Origin of the sequence: Delftia sp. DT-2 (assembly GCF_028401915.1) — a bacterium.
GTDB classification, from domain to species: domain Bacteria; phylum Pseudomonadota; class Gammaproteobacteria; order Burkholderiales; family Burkholderiaceae_C; genus Comamonas; species Comamonas tsuruhatensis.
Window position 1 is genome coordinate 375,696 of the sequence record NZ_JAQOTI010000002.1, and the last position, 16,549, is coordinate 392,244.

At 68.9% G+C, this 16,549-nt stretch carries 16 protein-coding genes; 8 read left to right on the forward strand and 8 right to left on the reverse strand.

What is annotated here, in order from left to right:
• Positions 1-89: 89 nt before the first annotated feature.
• Complete coding sequence (locus tag PO605_RS04195; RefSeq protein WP_047471054.1) at positions 90-1,688, reverse strand: AMP-binding protein; 1,599 nt, start codon at positions 1,686-1,688, stop codon at positions 90-92.
• Between the two features lie 159 nt (positions 1,689-1,847).
• On the opposite strand from PO605_RS04195, the gene PO605_RS04200 reads away from it, so the two are divergent.
• Both PO605_RS04200 and PO605_RS04205 read left to right on the forward strand, forming a co-directional pair.
• Positions 1,848-2,570, forward strand: a complete 723-nt coding sequence (locus tag PO605_RS04200) for a TetR/AcrR family transcriptional regulator (protein WP_016446678.1) — start codon at positions 1,848-1,850, stop codon at positions 2,568-2,570.
• A gap of 26 nt (positions 2,571-2,596) precedes the next feature.
• Positions 2,597-3,880, forward strand: a complete 1,284-nt coding sequence (locus PO605_RS04205) for a branched-chain amino acid ABC transporter substrate-binding protein (RefSeq protein ID WP_047471052.1) — start codon at positions 2,597-2,599, stop codon at positions 3,878-3,880.
• A gap of 38 nt (positions 3,881-3,918) precedes the next feature.
• Here the strand turns inward: PO605_RS04205 and PO605_RS04210 are convergent, their stop codons facing one another.
• On the reverse strand, positions 3,919-4,644 hold the full coding sequence (locus PO605_RS04210; protein ID WP_047471050.1) for a YggS family pyridoxal phosphate-dependent enzyme: 726 nt from the start codon (positions 4,642-4,644) through the stop codon (positions 3,919-3,921).
• Between the two features lie 37 nt (positions 4,645-4,681).
• Here PO605_RS04210 and PO605_RS04215 point away from each other — a divergent pair, with 37 nt between their 5' ends.
• The 4 genes from PO605_RS04215 (at position 4,682) to PO605_RS04230 (ending at position 8,667) form a co-directional block, all read left to right on the forward strand.
• A complete protein-coding gene (locus tag PO605_RS04215) occupies positions 4,682-5,725 on the forward strand; it encodes a type IV pilus twitching motility protein PilT (protein ID WP_016450723.1) in 1,044 nt (347 codons plus the stop codon).
• 31 nt (positions 5,726-5,756) lie between these two features.
• Entirely contained in the window at positions 5,757-6,389 is a 633-nt protein-coding gene (locus PO605_RS04220) for a cyclic nucleotide-binding domain-containing protein (protein WP_016450724.1), read from the forward strand.
• A 129-nt stretch (positions 6,390-6,518) separates the two neighbouring features.
• Complete coding sequence (locus PO605_RS04225; protein ID WP_016450725.1) at positions 6,519-7,655, forward strand: PilT/PilU family type 4a pilus ATPase; 1,137 nt, start codon at positions 6,519-6,521, stop codon at positions 7,653-7,655.
• 100 nt (positions 7,656-7,755) lie between these two features.
• On the forward strand, positions 7,756-8,667 hold the full coding sequence (locus PO605_RS04230) for an NAD(P)-dependent oxidoreductase (RefSeq protein ID WP_047471048.1): 912 nt from the start codon (positions 7,756-7,758) through the stop codon (positions 8,665-8,667).
• Between the two features lie 229 nt (positions 8,668-8,896).
• On the opposite strand, the gene PO605_RS04235 is transcribed toward PO605_RS04230, so the two are convergent.
• The 3 genes from PO605_RS04235 to PO605_RS04245 all read right to left on the reverse strand — a co-directional run bounded on the left by PO605_RS04235 (position 8,897) and on the right by PO605_RS04245 (position 10,723).
• Positions 8,897-9,628, reverse strand: coding sequence for a BON domain-containing protein (locus PO605_RS04235; protein WP_016451991.1), 732 nt, complete (start codon positions 9,626-9,628; stop codon positions 8,897-8,899).
• Positions 9,625-10,233, reverse strand: coding sequence for an SIS domain-containing protein (locus tag PO605_RS04240; RefSeq protein WP_016451992.1), 609 nt, complete (start codon positions 10,231-10,233; stop codon positions 9,625-9,627). Before PO605_RS04240 ends, PO605_RS04235 begins: the two co-directional genes overlap by 4 nt.
• Positions 10,234-10,306: 73 nt before the next feature.
• A complete protein-coding gene (locus PO605_RS04245) occupies positions 10,307-10,723 on the reverse strand; it encodes a YraN family protein (protein WP_016450729.1) in 417 nt (138 codons plus the stop codon).
• Here PO605_RS04245 and rsmI point away from each other — a divergent pair.
• Positions 10,723-11,664, forward strand: a complete 942-nt coding sequence (rsmI, locus tag PO605_RS04250; protein WP_012202992.1) for a 16S rRNA (cytidine(1402)-2'-O)-methyltransferase — start codon at positions 10,723-10,725, stop codon at positions 11,662-11,664. The genes PO605_RS04245 and rsmI overlap by 1 nt on opposite strands.
• A gap of 167 nt (positions 11,665-11,831) precedes the next feature.
• On the opposite strand, the gene PO605_RS04255 is transcribed toward rsmI, so the two are convergent.
• From PO605_RS04255 to PO605_RS04265, 3 genes are all read right to left on the reverse strand, one after another.
• Entirely contained in the window at positions 11,832-13,088 is a 1,257-nt protein-coding gene (locus PO605_RS04255; RefSeq protein WP_016450731.1) for an Hsp70 family protein, read from the reverse strand.
• Between the two features lie 116 nt (positions 13,089-13,204).
• On the reverse strand, positions 13,205-14,044 hold the full coding sequence (locus PO605_RS04260; RefSeq protein ID WP_160851578.1) for a VOC family protein: 840 nt from the start codon (positions 14,042-14,044) through the stop codon (positions 13,205-13,207).
• 23 nt (positions 14,045-14,067) lie between these two features.
• The gene (locus PO605_RS04265; protein WP_013804436.1) at positions 14,068-14,619 is read right to left on the reverse strand and encodes an OsmC family protein; all 552 of its coding nucleotides are present in this window, start codon (positions 14,617-14,619) and stop codon (positions 14,068-14,070) included.
• A gap of 250 nt (positions 14,620-14,869) precedes the next feature.
• On the opposite strand from PO605_RS04265, the gene PO605_RS04270 reads away from it, so the two are divergent.
• Positions 14,870-16,543, forward strand: a complete 1,674-nt coding sequence (locus PO605_RS04270; protein ID WP_043789191.1) for a TIGR04028 family ABC transporter substrate-binding protein — start codon at positions 14,870-14,872, stop codon at positions 16,541-16,543.
• Positions 16,544-16,549: the final 6 nt, after the last annotated feature.

A 16,549-nucleotide genomic window follows, 5' to 3' on the forward strand; every position in this document is an offset into this window, starting at 1 on the left:
AAGGGGCACCGAGGAAGGGCCGCCCCGCACCGAAGGTGTCGTCCCCCTCCCCCGCGAAGCGGGTAGAGAGGGGGAAGGCGCGAAGCGACTCAGGGGGTGTCTTTCAACATCCTGCGCAGCACCTTGCCCGCGCCGGTGGCAGGCAGCGCCTCGATGAAACGCACCTCGCGCGGCGCCTTGTAGCTGGCCATGTTCTCGCGCGACCACTGCACCAGGTCCTCGGCCGCGATCTGCTGGCCCGGCCGCGTGACGATGAAGGCGCGCACGACCTCGCCCTTTTGCGGGTCGGGCACACCGATCACGGCGGCCTGGGCCACGGCCGGGTGCTTGATGAGGATGGCCTCCACCTCCTCGGGGAAGACGCTGTAGCCCGAGACCTTGATCATTTCCTTGAAGCGGCCGATGAAGGTCAGGTAGCCCTCGGCGTCCATGCGGCCCATGTCGCCCGTGTGCACCCAGCCGTTCTTCAGGGTTCTGGCCGTGGCCTCGGGCTTGTTCCAGTAGCCCTTGAAGTTGCCGGGGCCGCGGATGGTGATCTCGCCCACTTCGCCGGCCGGCAGCGGCTCGCCGGTCTCGGGGTCGATGATGCGCACCTCGTTGCCGGGCAGCGGCTTGCCGTGCGTGCCCCAGCGGATGGCATCGCCGGGCATGGTGGTGTCCATGGTGTGGGTCTCGCTGAGGCCGTAGGCCGCCTCGCTGGAGATGCAGTTCGGGGTGAAGCGCCTCCACTGCCGCGCCAGCTCCTCGGTGTAGGCAATGCCGAAGCTGGTCACCGTGTTGCGGCGCAGCGCGGAAAAGTCCATGGCCTCCACGCCCGGCAGCTGCATCACGGCCACGTTCATAGGCGCGATGCTGTACCACCAGGTCACGCGGTAGCGCTCCAGCGCCTGGGCCACGGCCAGCGGGTCGAAGCGGTGCAGCAGCACGCAGGTGGCGCCGCTGTGCACGGGCATGTTCACGCCCATGGACATGCCGGCAATGTGATAGAGCGGCGCCACGGCCAGCAGCATGTCGCCGGCGTTCACGCCCGTGGCGCTGGAGGCGCCGGCCGTCTTGCTGGCCGCGTTGCCGTAGCTGAGCATGGCGCCCTTGGGCAGGCCCGTCGTGCCCGAGGTATAGGTCATCAGCGAGACATCGTCCATGGCGACATCGACGGGCACGGGCTTGGCGCCGCTGTGCATGACATCCCAGAACGATTCCACGCCCTCGGGCAGCGGCTGCACGGGGGCCTGCAGTTCGGGCGGCAGCGCCAGCGTGGCCGATTCAGGAAGCCAGTCGCCATAGCGCACGGCCAGCACATGCCTGAGCGCCGTGCTGGCGCGCACCTTGTCCACCACGGGCAGCAGCACATCGGCCGCGACGATGACGCGGGCCTGGAGGTCATCGAGCTGGTACTGCAGCTCATGCTCCTTGTTCAGCGGCCCGCAGGGGCAGACGATGGCGCCGATCTTCTGGATGCCGTAGTGCGCCACGATGTACTGCGGGCAGTTGTTCATGAACAGCGCCACGGGCTCGCCCCGGCCCACGCCCAGCGCCTGCAGCCGCGCGGCAAAGGCGTCGCTGGCCGCATCCATCTCGGCCCAGCTGATGTGGCGGCCATACCAGATGTAGGCGTCGCGGCCGGGGTGGTTGCGCGCATTGCGGCGCAGGGCCTCATGCAGGGGAATGAGGGTCTCGGAATCCGCCATGCTTGTCTCCTGGGTGTCTGGCCATCCCGGAACCAGTCCTAAGGGATAGCCTTGATTTGTTTTGGGGTCCAGCGGCTTGCCAATATATACCCGCTGGTAGAACATTGCTACCCACCGGTATAACCATCGCAGCCACCGACGCGACACGAGATTTCCCGCATGCCCAAGCCCCCTGTCACCCCGCGCGGCCGCCAGCGCCTTCCCACGGCCGGCTCCGATGAAAAGCGCGAACGCATCCTCAAGGCGGCCGAGGCCCTGTTCGACCGCAACGGCTACGCCAACACCACGATGGAGCAGATCGTCCAGGCCCTGGGCGTGACCAAGCCCTTCGTCTACTACTACTTCCGCAACAAGCAGGAGATCTTCGAGACCCTGTGCTGGGCACCCACCGAGGCCTGCTTCACGGTGCTGGACTTCGCGGCCGACGATCCGCGCGCCGCGCACGAGAAGGCCGTGGACGGCCTGCAGCGCCTGATCGCGGCCACCATTGCCCACTATCCGGCGGCCTTCTTTCCCTACCGCGAGCCCCAGGCCTTCAGTCCGGCGTACATGAAGGCCTCGCGCACGCTGGCGCGCCAGTTCTACCGCCAGTTCTGCGCGCTGCTCGAAGAAGGCCGCGCCAGCGGCCACCTGGACTTTCGCGAGACACGCATCACCGCCCAGGCCGCCTGCAGCCTGCCGGGCTTTCTCTACAACTGGTACCGGCCCGGCGGCCGCCTGGGCACGGCCGAGATGGTGGCCGAGCTGACCGAGCTGGCCAGCCGCGTGCTGGGCCTGCGCACGGCGCCAGCCACCGCGCCCGAAGCCATTGCCGCATCCCCCGCGAAAAAGACGCCTGCACGGCGCAGCCGGCCCCGGGCCGAGCCGCCCGGCAAGGACTGACGACCATTCCTTCGAGGAGACAAGACATGCCGATCCGCCGCCATTGCATCCGACGATATTCCCAGCCATCCATGGCACTCGCCGCCGCCCTGCTGTGCGCCACGGCCGCCCACGCCCAGGGCGGCGAGACCTTCAAGATCGCCTTCATCGATCCGCTGTCCGGCCCCTTCGTCAGCACGGGCGAGCTGATGCGCGACCACGTGCAGTACGCGGTCGAGGACGTGAACGCCAAGGGAGGTCTGTTCAACGGGGCGAAGCTGCAGCTGCTGCAGTTCGACAGCAAGCTCTCGGCCCAGGAAAGCCAGGCCGCGCTGCAGGCAGCCCTAGACCAGGGCGCGCGCGTGGTGGTGACCGGGGGATCGGGCTCGTCGGTGGTGGCAGCCCTGGTGCAGGCGGCCTCGCGCCACAACCAGCGCAATCCGGGCAAGGAGGTGCTGGTGCTCAACCACTCCTCCATCGACCCCGAGCTGACGGGCAAGGCCTGCAGCTTCTGGCATTTCATGTTCGATGCCAACACCGCCATGCGCATGCAGGCGATTGCCAGCTACATCAAGACCCAGCCGGGCATCCGCAAGGTCTACCTGCTCAACCAGGACTACGCCCACGGCAAGCAGTGGGCGGCCTACGGGCGCCAGATGGTGAGCGCGGCCCGGCCCGATATCCAGTTCACGGGCGAGATGCTGCACCCCATAGGCCGCGTCAAGGACTTCGCGCCCTACGTGGCCAAGATCAAGGAAACGGGTGCGGACTCGGTGATCACGGGCAACTGGGGGCAGGACCTGACCCTGCTGCTCAAGTCGGCGGCCGACTCGGGCTATGACCTGCGCTACTTCAACCACAGCGCCGGCGGCATGCCGGGCACGGTGACATCCTTCGCCCAGACCCGCATCGGCCAGCTGACCTGGGTGGCCGAATGGCACCCGGGCCAGGCCGGCCGCCCGCTGGCCAACGCCCGCGCCCAGGAATACAAGGCCCGCATGGGCAAGGACTTCCTGGCCCCGCGCATGGACCTGGTGCCGCGCATGCTGGCCGCCGCCATGGCCAAGGCACAGTCCACCGAACCCGTGAAGATCGCGCTGGCCCTGGAGGACCTGCAGATGGACACCGTGGTCGGCCCCGTGCGCATGCGCGGCAAGGACCACCAGCTGCTGCTGCCCCAGGTGGTCAACACCATCGCGCCCATGGATGGCAAGCTGGTCAAGACCGGCTGGGAAGGCACGAACTACGGCTTTCGCACCGACGCCGTCTACACGCCCGAGCAGGTGGAGCTGCCCACGGACTGCCAGATGAAGCGGCCCGGCGGGCGCTGAGGCGGCCTGCCCCGCCAGCCAAGCCAGCTACGCCCCGCTCAATGCGGGGCGTAGTTTCGTTGGCCGAAGATGCCGCTGCCCACGCGCACCATGGTCGATCCGGCGGCCACGGCCGCTTCCAGGTCGCCCGTCATCCCCATGGATACCGTGTCGAAGCGCTCCAGCCCCGGCAGGCCGCTGGTGCGGATCTGCGTGAACACGGCCGTGGCGCGGGCATGCACCTCGCGCTGGGCCTCGAAGCCCGGCACATCGTCGGGAATGCTCATCACGCCGCGCAGCACCAGGCGCGGCAGCTGCACGATGGCGGCGGCCAGCTCCAGCGCCTGCTGGGGCGCCACGCCGGCCTTGGTCTCGCCGCCATCCACGTTCAGCTGGATGCAGACCTGCAGCGGCGCCAGGCCCTCGGGGCGCTGGGCCGACAGGCGCTCGGCGATCTTCAGGCGGTCCACGGTCTGGGCCCAGTCGAAATGCTCGGCCACCAGGCGCGTCTTGTTGCTCTGGATGGGGCCTATGCAATGCCATTGCAGGGCCTCGCCGCCCGGCAGGCCCATGGCGCGCACGGCGGCGATCTTGTCCACGCCTTCCTGGATGTAGTTCTCGCCAAAGCTGCGCTCGCCGGCCAGCACGGCCTGGCGCACGGCGTCGGGGCCGAAGGTCTTGGAGACGGACAGCAACTGCACCGAGCCGGCCGCCCGGCCCGCCTGCGCGCAGGCCGAGGCAATCCGTTCGTGAATCTGTTGAAGCTTGTTTTCAATCGTCGTCATAATTGCCGCCAGCGTACCAAACGAGGGAGCGAACTCCGTGGACATCACCCAATTGCTGGCTTTCAGCGTCAAGAACAAGGCCTCCGACCTGCACCTGTCCGCGGGGCTTCCGCCGATGATCCGCGTGCACGGCGATGTGCGCCGCATCAATGTCGATCCGCTGGACCACAAGACCGTCCACGCCATGGTCTACGACATCATGAGCGACTCCCAGCGCAAGGCCTACGAGGAGTTCCTGGAGGTGGACTTCTCGTTCGAGATCGAGGGCCTGGCGCGCTTTCGTGTCAACGCCTTCAACCAGTACCGGGGCGCGGCCGCCGTCTTCCGTACCATTCCCAGCAAGATCCTGACGCTGGAGCAGCTCAACGCGCCGCGCATCTTCGCCGACCTGGCCCTGAAGCCGCGCGGCCTGGTGCTGGTGACCGGCCCCACGGGCTCGGGCAAGTCCACCACGCTGGCCGGCATGGTCAACCACCTCAACGAGACCGAGTACGGCCACATCCTGACGGTGGAGGACCCCATCGAATTCGTGCACGACTCCAAGAAGTGCCTGATCAACCAGCGCGAGGTCGGGCCGATGACGCAGTCGTTCTCGGCCGCCCTGCGCTCGGCGCTGCGCGAGGACCCGGACGCCATCCTGGTGGGCGAAATGCGTGACCTCGAAACCATCCGCCTGGCCATGACCGCGGCCGAGACGGGCCACCTGGTCTTCGGCACCCTGCACACCTCCAGCGCCGCCAAGACCATCGACCGCATCATCGACGTCTTCCCGGCCGAGGAAAAGGAGATGGTGCGCGCCATGCTTTCCGAATCGCTGCAGGCCGTGATCTCGCAGACGCTGTGCAAGACCAAGGACGGCCAGGGCCGCATCGCGGCCCACGAGATCATGCTGGGCACCAGCGCCATCCGCAACCTGATCCGCGAGGCCAAGGTGGCCCAGATGTACTCCACCATCCAGACGAGTCAGAATGTGGGCATGCAGACGCTGGACCAGAACCTGACCGATCTGGTGCGGCGCAACCTGATCAGCCCGGCCGAAGCGCGCGCCAAGGCCAAGATACCGGACAACTTCCCGGGCTGACCGCCTCCGGCCCAGCCTCTCGCCACGCGCCATGAAAAGCATTTTCCGCAAGCTGCGAAGCGGCCAGGACCCTTCGGCCCCGGCCTCCGAGTCGGCCTTCTTCACGACCACGCTGGCGGCGCATGGCTTCATGGACCCGCACACGCCTCCCGTTCCCTGGGAGGCGCGCGCCATCGAGGTGGGCGCCACGCGGCTGCCGCGCGGCAGCGTCACCCAGCTGGAGCAGCTGTGGTCGCGCGACCGCTACCTGGGCCAGCTTGACGCCGCCAGCCTGCACCGGCTGAGCGAATACTTCATCTACGCGGCCGTGGCGCCGCAGCGCGACGTGATCCGCCAGGAGGAGAACGGCAGCTTCATGGCGGTGGTGCTGTCCGGCCAGATCGCCGTGGAGCGCCAGCAGCCCTGGGGCGAGCGCATGCGCCTGGCGCAGACACGGCCCGGCGACATCCTCGGCGAGATGTCGCTGCTCGACGGCGGGCCGCGCTTTTCCAGCTGCACCACGCTGACCGACTGCGAGATCGGCGTGCTCAGCGCAGAGGCGCTGGACGAAATGATGGTCAAGGATGCCGCGCTGGCCGCCAAGCTGATGGCGCTGCTGGCGCGCAAGCTCTCGTTCCGGCTGCGTGCCATCAGCGTGCGCCTGGGCGAGGAGCAGCACACTTAGATGGCGAATGAGTCGGCGAATGAGTCGAATATGAGGACGCCTGGCCCATCCGGGCCGGACCGGACCACCTGCACATAACAAAACAACCTGCGCGCCACGACGGTGCGCAATGCCCGGGGGAATACGGCAATGGAAAGAGATCAGGCCACCAAGTTCATCAACGACCTGCTCAAGCTCATGGTCAGCCGCAACGGCAGCGACTTGTTCATCACGGCGGAATTCCCGCCGGCGATCAAGATCGACGGGCGCATCACCAAGGTGTCGCCGCAGCCGCTGTCGCCGGTGCACACGCTGACGCTGGCGCGCTCCGTCATGAGCGACAAGCAGATCGCCGATTTCGAGCGCACCAAGGAGTGCAACTTCGCCATCTCGCCGCCGGGCATCGGGCGCTTTCGCGTCAACGCCTTCATCCAGCAGGGCCGCGTGGGCATGGTGATGCGGACGATTCCGCTGGCCCTGCCCACCATCGACAGCCTGGGCGTGCCCCAGGTGCTCAAGGAAGTGACCATGACCAAGCGCGGCCTGTGCATCCTGGTCGGCGCCACGGGCTCGGGCAAGTCCACCACGCTGGCCGCCATGGTGGACTGGCGCAACGAGAATTCCTACGGCCACATCGTGACCATCGAGGACCCCATCGAATTCGTGCACCCGCACAAGAACTGCGTGGTCACGCAGCGCGAGGTGGGCCTGGACACGGACAGCTGGGAAGCAGCGCTCAAGAACTCCCTGCGCCAGGCACCGGACGTGATCCTCATGGGCGAAATCCGGGACCGCGAGACCATGGAGCACGCCATCGCCTTCTCGGAAACCGGCCACCTGTGCCTGGCCACGCTGCACGCCAACAGCGCCAACCAGGCGCTGGACCGCATCGTCAACTTCTTCCCCGAAGAGCGCCGCCCGCAACTGCTGATGGACCTGTCGCTGAACCTGCGCGCCATGGTCTCCCAGCGCCTGCTGCCCAAGCAGGACAGCAAGGGGCGCGTGGCCGCCATCGAGGTGATGCTCAACTCGCCGCTGATCTCCGACCTGATCTTCAAGGGCGAAGTCACCGAGATCAAGGAGATCATGAAGAAAAGCCGCAACCTGGGCATGCAGACCTTCGACCAGGCGCTGTTCGACCTGTTCGAGTCCAACCTCATCACCTACGAGGATGCCCTGCGCAATGCGGACTCGGTCAACGACCTGCGGCTGCAGATCAAGCTGGGCAGCCAGCGCGCCAAGTCGCTGGACCTGGCGGCGGGCACCGAGCATTTCGCCATCGTCTGAACGCGCCTTCAGCGCGCCGAGCCGGGACACCGGCTCCTTCCAGGGCCGCACACCGCGCGCCCCTGCGCCACCCGCTCCCACCACCTCTCAGGAATCCCCCATGTCCGACTCCTCCATCGCCGCCCGCAGCTATGCGGCCATCGCTCCCCTCTCCGTAGCCTTCCTGGGGCTGGGCGTCATGGGCTATCCCATGGCCGGCCACCTGGCCACGGCAGGCCACCGCGTCACGGTCTACAACCGCACGCAGGCCAAGGCCCGCGCCTGGTGCGAGGAGTTCAACGGCGGCCATGCGGCCACGCCGCGCGAGGCCGTGGCCGACGCCGACATCGTGTTCAGCTGCGTGGGCAATGACGATGACCTGCGCTCGGTCGTGCTGGGGCCGGACGGCGCCTTCGCGGGCATGCGCCGCGGCGCCATATTTGCCGACCACACGACGGCATCGGCCGAAGTGGCGCGCGAGCTGCATGCGGCCGGGCTGGAGCTGGGCCTGCAGTTCATCGACGCGCCCGTCTCGGGCGGCCAGGCGGGCGCCCAGAACGGCCAGCTCACCGTGATGTGCGGCGGTGACGAGGCCGCCTTCGCCACCATGCAGCCCGTGGCCATGGCCTTCTCGCGCGCCTGCACGCTGATGGGCGACAGCGGCGCCGGCCAGCTCACCAAGATGGTCAACCAGATCTGCATCGCCGGCCTGGTCCAGGGCCTGTCCGAGGCCATCGCCTTCGGCCAGCACGCGGGCCTGGACATTCCCGCCGTGCTCGACGTCATCGGCAAGGGCGCAGCCCAGAGCTGGCAGATGGACAATCGCGGCCGCACCATGGCCGAAGGCAAGTTCGACTTCGGCTTTGCCGTGGACTGGATGCGCAAGGACCTGGGCCTGGTGCTGGCCGAGGCCCAGCGCAACGGCGCCCGCCTGCCCGTCACGGCCCTGGTGGACCAGTTCTATGCCGATGTGCAGCAGATGGGGGGCAGGCGCTGGGATACCTCCAGCCTCATCAAGAGGCTCACCCCCTGAGCGGCTTACGCCGCTTCCCCCTCGTTGCACGGCGCCTCTCTACTTGCTTCGCAAGGGAGGGGGACGACACCATCGCTGCGGGGCGGCGCGGCCGGCGTAGGCCCTTGCTTGGTGTCCCTGGCTTTAGGCCCTGCCAGATTCAAGTGCTATGCCCTGAGGAACGAGATCTTCCTATGTCCAAAACAAAAAGCCGGAACATGTTCCGGCTTTTGCTTTCAGGCGGCGGTGATCACTTCACCGGGGTGGCGGTGGCGCCTGCGGGGGTGGACAGGCTGCTTTCCGAGAGGCTGGTGGGGGCGCTGGCTGCGGCGGCCTTGCCGGAGTCGTCGGTGACCACGGGGGCGGACTGCGGCTGCATGCGGGCCAGTTCGTCCTCGGAGATGACTTCCACCACGCGCACGACCTTGGTCACGTCGTTGATGCCGCGGGCGATCTCGGCGCCGCGCTTGGCTTCGCGCGGGGTGACGATGCCCATCAGGAAGACGACCTTGTTCTCGGTCACGACCTTGAAGGCCGAGGCCTGGATGTCCTTGGCGTCCAGCAGGCTGGCCTTGACCTGGGTGGTGATCAGGGTGTCCTTGGAGCGCTGGCTCAGCGTGGAAGTGAAGGGCGCCACCACCACTTCGTTGAAGACATTGCGCACCGTGGGCTGCTCGCGCACGAGCTTCTCGATGGTCTGGCGGTCGGCCTCGTTGCCGGCCTCGCCGGTCAGCAGCACCTGGCGGTTGTAGCTGGTGACGTTGACATGGGCCTTGTCGCCCAGCACTTCGGAGATGCGGTTGTTGGCGCGCAGCTCGATGCCCTGGTCTTCCACCTGGGTGCCGGTGGTGCGGCGGTCCGCCACCGACATGCCGGCCATCACGGCGCTGCCGCCCACCAGGGCGACGCAGCCCGACAGGGCGGCGCCCAGGGACGCAACGGCGAGCACACCGCAGGCGGCGCGGGACCAACGGAACTTCATAGAGGCATCTCCTGTTCACCAAGTAACTGGGCATCCACGCCGTCGCACAGGCAGTGCAGCACCAGCGTATGGGTTTCGCGCACGCGCGCCGCACGGTCGTGCGGCACGCAGATCAGAACATCGGTCTCGCGCACGCGGCCGGCCAGGGAGCCGCCCGTGCGGCCGGTCAGCACCACGGCCATCATGTCGCGCTCATGGGCGGCATCCAGGGCCTCCAGCACGGCCACGTCGTTGCCCGTGGCGGACAGCACCAGCAGCAGGTCGCCGGGCTGGCCCAGGGCGCGTATCTGGCGCGCCAGGTACTGGGTGGCGTTGCCGCCCGAGCCCGTGGCGCCCACGGTGCCCAGCAGGCCGCCGTCGGACACCAGGGCCACGGCGGCCAGCTCGGGCCGGTCGCGCTCGAAACCGGCCACGCACAGGGCGGCGAAGAGCTGGGCGTCGCTGGCCGAGGCGCCAGCGCCGCAGGCCAGGACCTTGCCGCCGCTGGTCACGCAGGCCAGCATGGCCTGTACCGCTGACGCAATGGGCTGGCTCAGCGCCTGGGCGGCCTGGTATTTCAGGTCGGCGCTGTCGATGAAATGCTGTTGGATACGTTGCTCAAGCATGGAGGCCCGATGATAACTGCCGCCCCTGAAGTCTTTCGTAGCCAGGCGTTATTTGTGCTGCAGCGGTAACGGATCAGGCGCCTTCGGCGTCAAAGGCGGCCTGCAGCCACTGCACGGCAGGCCCGGCGCCAGGCTCGACCAGCACCACGTCGAAGCGGCACGGCGGCGGCGCGGCCCATCGCATCAGGTAGTGGCGCGCGGCAAACACGATGCGCCGCTGCTTGGTGGCGCCTATGCTGGCGCCGGCACCGCCGAAGGCGCGCGTGCCACGGCTGCGCACCTCGACGAAGACCACGGTGCCGTCGCGCGCCTGCACTATGAGGTCGATCTCGCCGCCGCCGCGCCCCGGCGTCCGATAATTGCGCTCGACCAGACGCAGGCCGGCCGCCTGCAGATGGGCCAGCGCCGCATCCTCGGCCTGCTGGCCCCGGTGCCGGGTCGTGAGGGCAGACGGCCCCGCGCCTGCCGGCTTTTTCGCAAGGAAACCCATTGACTACCTCTTTCGCCACCGCGCTGGGCGCAGCCAAGGATGCTGCGGCATCCCAGCATTATCCGCAGGGCGCCCTCTACGTGGTGGCCACCCCCATAGGCAACCTGGCCGACATCAGCCTGCGCGCCCTGCATGTGCTGCAGCTGGTGGACTGCGTGGCCTGCGAGGACACGCGCCACACCCAGGGCCTGCTGCGCTCCTATGGACTGGACCGCCCCGGCAGCCAGCTGCTGGCCGTGCACCAGCACAACGAGGCCGAGGCGGCCCAGCAGATCGTGGCGCGGCTGCAGCAGGGCCAGCGCATCGCCTATGTCAGCGATGCCGGCACACCCGGCGTCAGCGACCCCGGCGCGCGCCTGTGCGCGGCCGTGCAGGCGGCAGGCCTGCGCTGCATTCCGCTGCCCGGCGCCAGCAGCATCACGGCCGCCATCAGCGTGGCCGGCGCGGTCACGCCTTCGCAGGGCGAGGGAGGTTTCGTCTTCGCGGGCTTTCTGCCCACCAAGTCGGCCGAGCGCCTGGCCGCCGTGCAGCAACTGGCGCTGCAGCCGCGCTGCACCGTGCTGCTGGAGGCGCCGCACCGCATCGCCGACCTGGCCGCCGCCCTGGCCACGCTGGGCGAGCGCCCGGTGACGCTGGCGCGCGAGATCACCAAGCAGTTCGAGGACATTGCCACCATGCCCGCCAGCGCGCTGCCGGCCTGGCTGCAGGCCGTGCCCCAGCGCAGCAAGGGCGAGTTCGCCGTGGTGCTGCACCCGGTGGCCCTGGGTGGCGATGAGGCCGACGCCGACGCCCTGCGCGTGCTGCGCCTGCTGCTGGCCGAGCTGCCCACCAAGACGGCCGTGCGCCTGGCCGCCGAGATCACGGGCGCACCGCGCAACCGCCTCTATGACGCCGCGCTGGCGATCAAGCAGGCCGCCGAGGAGGACCCGATAGAGGATTAAGCCCAAGGCGGCAGCACCACAGTGGCCTTCACCCTCAGGGACACCGAGCAAGGGCCTACGCCGGCCGCGCCGCCCCGCCGCGAGGGTGTCGCCGGTTGCCCGTACGCCCCCCGCGTAGCGAGAGGGGGCGCCGTGCAACGGGAAGCGGCGCAGCCGCTCAGGGGGACTTATGCATACGCCAGGCCGGTGGCCACGCCACCGAACAGGTCGCCCTCGACCTGCGGCACGCCGGGGAAGGCCTCTCGCAGCGCATCGCGCAGCGTGCGCAGGGCCGACGAGCCGCCCGTGAGGTAGATGGCGTCCAGCGCCTGGGGCGCCACGCCGGCCAGGCGCAGGCAATCCTGGGCACAGGCCACGACCTGCTGCAGCGGGCCCTGCAGCTGCTCGTGCAGCACCTCGGGCGAGATGGCGGCGGACAGGCCCGATTCCAGCCAGCCCAGTTCGATGGGCGACTCGGCATGGCGCGTGGAAGCCTCGATCTTGGCCTGCTCCACCACGGCGGCCAGGCGGTGGCCTTCGCGCAGTTCCAGCACGTCCATCAGGCGCTTGTGCAGGCGCTGGTCGCTGTAGTCGGTGCGCAGGTTGCGCGCCTCGGCCAGGGCCTTGGGCGAGTACAGCCACTGGATCAGGTGCCAGGTCGAGAGGTCGAAGAACACGCGGCTGGGCACTTCGCGGCCGCTGGGGCCGGTGTGGCGGTAGCCCAGCAGCGGCATGATCTGGGCCAGGTTGAGCCGGTGGTCGAAGTCCGTGCCGCCGATGTGCACGCCGCTGGTGGCCAGGATGTCGTCGCGGCGGTCGCGGCGGCCGGCCTGCTCGGGCCCCAGGCGCACGACGGTGAAGTCGGAGGTACCGCCGCCGATGTCCACCACCAGCACCACGGATTCCTGCGTGAGGCGCTGCTCGTAGTCCAGCGCGGCGGCGATGGGCTCCATCTGGAAATCCACTTCGCCCAGGCCGGCGGCGCGCGCGGCGTCGGCCAGGGCCTGCTGGGCCTGGCGGTCGCGCTCGGGATGGTCATCCACGAAGTGCACGGGCCGGCCCAGCACCACGCGCTCGGGCAGGCGCCCGTCCAGCGAGGCACGCGCCCGGTCGGCTACGCGGCGAAGGAACAGTCCGATCACATCCTGGTAGCTGACCAGCTGGTCGTGCACGGCCGTCTTTTCCTGCAGCAGCGCGCTGCCCAGCAGGCTCTTGAGCGAGCGCATGAGCCGGCCCGGCTCGCCATCCAGGTACTGGGCCATGGCGTCGCGCCCGAAATGCGTGCTGTGCTCATCCGTATGGAAGAACAGCGCCGTGGGCATGCCGCAGGCATCGCCTTCCAGCGGCAGCAGGCGTGCGGGCTGGCCGGGCGCGCGCCAGGCCATGGCGGAGTTGGAGGTACCGAAATCTATGCCCAGCGTGGCAGGAGAGGAAGCAGTCGTCATGGCAAGCGGCGCCGCGCCACGGCAGCCTGCGAAGGCTGCAGCGGCTGCAACGAAAACGCCCACCGGAGTGGGCATGGGTGTCAGCGGGGCGCCATTCTAGCGCCCACGCATTTCGCCTAGGCGGCAGCGGTTTCCCGGGGCAGGGAATCCTGGGCGAGCACGATGCGCACGCCATGCGTGGCGGCCTCGTCCAGTGCCCGTGCAGGCGCAGTCCGCCGCACGTCCAGCCCGATCGCATAAGGGCCTTCGCCGCGCGTGGCCAGCCGGTGGCCCAGGGCGCCCGTGGCCACGCCCTGGGCTGGGGCAGACAGCACCAGCTCGGTGGCGCCCGGCCCCGTGCCCCCCAGCTTCAGCGAGGCGCGGTAGGCGCCGCCATCGGCCGACAGGCGGGCCTCGCCGATGTCGGCGCCCTCGCCCAGCAGCGCGCGCCAGCGCGCCAGGCTGGCCCGCAGGTCATGCACGGCCACGTGCAGCCGGGCCACGCCGGTGGCGCCGTTGGCATGCACGCGCGCATCGCCCTCAGGCACGCGCAGGGCGCGCGGTGTGAGGTCGCCGCAGAGAAAGGGCAGGTCCTGGCTGCGGGCGCGTGCATTGCGCCAGCGCAGCTGCGCGCCGTCGGGGCGCAGCCGGCCGCCTTCGTAGGGCGCCTCGTAGTCCAGCCCGCGCGCCTGGGCGGCAGAAACCACGGCGCCGGTCTCGGTGGGCAGCAGCGCGAAATCGACAATGCCCTCGCCATGGCGCTGCAGCTGCTGCCACCAGCGTTCCTCGGGCGCGGGCGCGCGCCAGGCGATGAGTTCGAAGTAGGCGCCGTCGGCAAACACCACCAGGGCGTTGTGCGTGGAGCGGCCCGGATGCTCGCCGCCGCGCAGCACGTTGAAGCCCAGCGCGGTGTAGTCGGCAATGGTGCGTTCCAGGTCCTGGACCGCGATGACGATGTGGTCGAGTGGCAAGGTCATGGCAGGGGTGCTTCGCACGGTGTTCAGGCCGCCAGGCGCGCGGCGGCGCTGGAGTCGGTGTGGCGCACTTCGGCGCGGATGTTCTGCGGATTGCGCAGCAGGTTGAGGATGGGGCAGGTGCGCTCCACGGCCTCGAACAGCGCATCGATCTCGGCGCGGCTGGCGGGCGAGTCGATGTGCACGGTGTAGCCGATCTCATGCGGCCAGATGGGCGTGGCCTCGTGGCCGGGCTTGCCGCCGCGCGGGTCGATGATGCCCGTGACCTCGACCTCCAGGCTCTCCACGGGCACCTGGCGCTCGGCCGCCTGGATCAGAAAGATGTGGGTGACGCAGGTGCCCAGCACGCCCAGCTGCAGCTCGGGCGAGCTGGGGCCGAGGTTGTAGCCCGCGAAGTCGGGTGGGCTGTCGCTGATGACCTGGTGCTCGCGGATGCGCAGGCGGCGCACGCCGCTGCGGCCCTCGGCACGCACATGGGCCTTGAGGTGGGCGGGCTGGGCCGTGCCGGCCGCGACGGCGGCGCTGCGGGCGAGCACGGCGGCGCGCTTTTCGGCGAGGTATTCGTTGAGATGGCTCATGGACGGGCTTTCGGTGAAGGAAGTACCAGCCCATTGTTGGGACCGCCGCATGCGCGGCAAACAAACGAATCCGTCTGCGCTTATGCACTGGGCAGATATGCGGGGCCCCATCCCTTAGTCGTTTTCCAAATAACGATGCAACTCGATATATGAACGCAAATATTTGCCATCGATAGCATGAAAAACATGGAGCCGGTCCTGTGGCCGGCAGTCTTGTTTTTCAGCGCCCCAGCGGCGGCGAGGTACGAACGTGTTTTCCCAATCGAAGGCGGGTCAGGCGGCATGGAAGGCCGCGATAGCGGTATTGGCGGGCAGCAGCCTGCTGCTGGCGGCGTGCTCCAGGCAGGCCGATACGGCCCAGGCGGGCGCGGCTGCTGGCCCCGTGGAAGGCGGCACCCTGGTCTACCTGGAGCAGCAGGCCCATACCAACCTCTATCCGCCGGCCGGGGGCTTCTATCCCAATGGCGGCGTGCTCAACCAGATCACCGACAAGCTGACCTACCAGGACCCGAAGACGCTGGAGATCCAGCCCTGGATCGCCGAGTCCTGGACCGTGAATGCCGACGCCACCGAGTACCGCTTCAAGCTGCGGCCCGGCGTCACCTTCTCCGACGGCACGCCGCTGGACGCAGCGGCCGTGGCGCGCAACTTCGACACCTACGGCCTGGGCAACAAGGCGCTCAAGCAGCCCGTGTCCGAGGTGATCAACAACTACGAGCGCAGCGAAGTGGTCGACCCACTGACGGTGAAGTTCTTCTTCAGGAAGCCTTCGCCGGGCTTCCTGCAGGGCACCTCGGTGATCGGTTCGGGCCTGGTCTCGCCGGCCACGCTGGACCGCCCCTTCGAGGAGCTGGGCGACGCCACGCGCATCATCGGCTCCGGCCCCTTCGTGGTGGCCAGCGAGACGCTGGGCAAGGAGCTGGTGCTCAAGGTGCGCAAGGACTACGCCTGGGGTCCCGCCAAGCTGGCCCACCAGGGCCGCGCGCGGCTGGACGAGGTGAAGTTCATCGTCACGCCCGAGGACAGCGTGCGCATCGGCGCGCTGCTGGCCGGCCAGGCCGGGCTGATCCGCCAGATCCAGGCCTATGACGAAAAGCGCGTCGAGGACCAGAAGTTCAGCATCTACGCCCCGCCCACGCGCGGCGTGAACAACAGCGTGGCCATCCGCCCCGACAACGCCCTGGTGGCCGACCTCAGGGTACGCCAGGCCCTGCTGCATGGCACCAACGCCAAGGAGATCGTGGAGACGCTGTTCTCGCCGCGCTATCCGCAGGCGCGCTCGGTGATTGCCTCCACGGCGGCCGGCTTCGTGGACCTGTCGGCCAAGCTGGCCTATGACGAGGCCAAGGCGAAACAGCTGCTGGACGAGGCCGGCTGGACGCTGGGCGCCAACGGCCTGCGCCAGAAGGACGGCCGCGATTTCGTGCTCTCCACCTACGAGTCCCTGCCCCAGCCGCAGAACAAGGAGACGCTGCAGCTCGTGGCCCAGCAGTGGGCCCGCCTGGGCATCAAGCTCAACGTGCTGTCGGGCGACGCGGGCAGCCGCGCGGTGGACACGCTGGACCCCGACAAGACCGGCGTGCTGCCCGGCATGGTGGGCCGCGCCGATCCCGACGTGATCAAGAGCAACTACTACCCGACCAACCGCAACGTGCTGCTGCAAAAGGGCGGCGTGAGCCAGAAGGTCAAGTCCTTCGAGGACGCCAGGCTCAACGGCCTGTTCGACGCCATCGCGGCCGAGACCGATGCCGCCAGGCGCCTGGCGCTGGCCGGCGAGGTGCAGAACTACCTGATCGACCAGGCCTATGTGATCCCCATCTTCGAGGAACCCCAGGCCTTTGCGGGCGCAGGCTGGGTGCGCGACGTGGGCTTCGAGGCCGTGGGCCGGCCCAGCTTCTACAGCACCTGGCTGGCCAGGCGCTGACCGGAT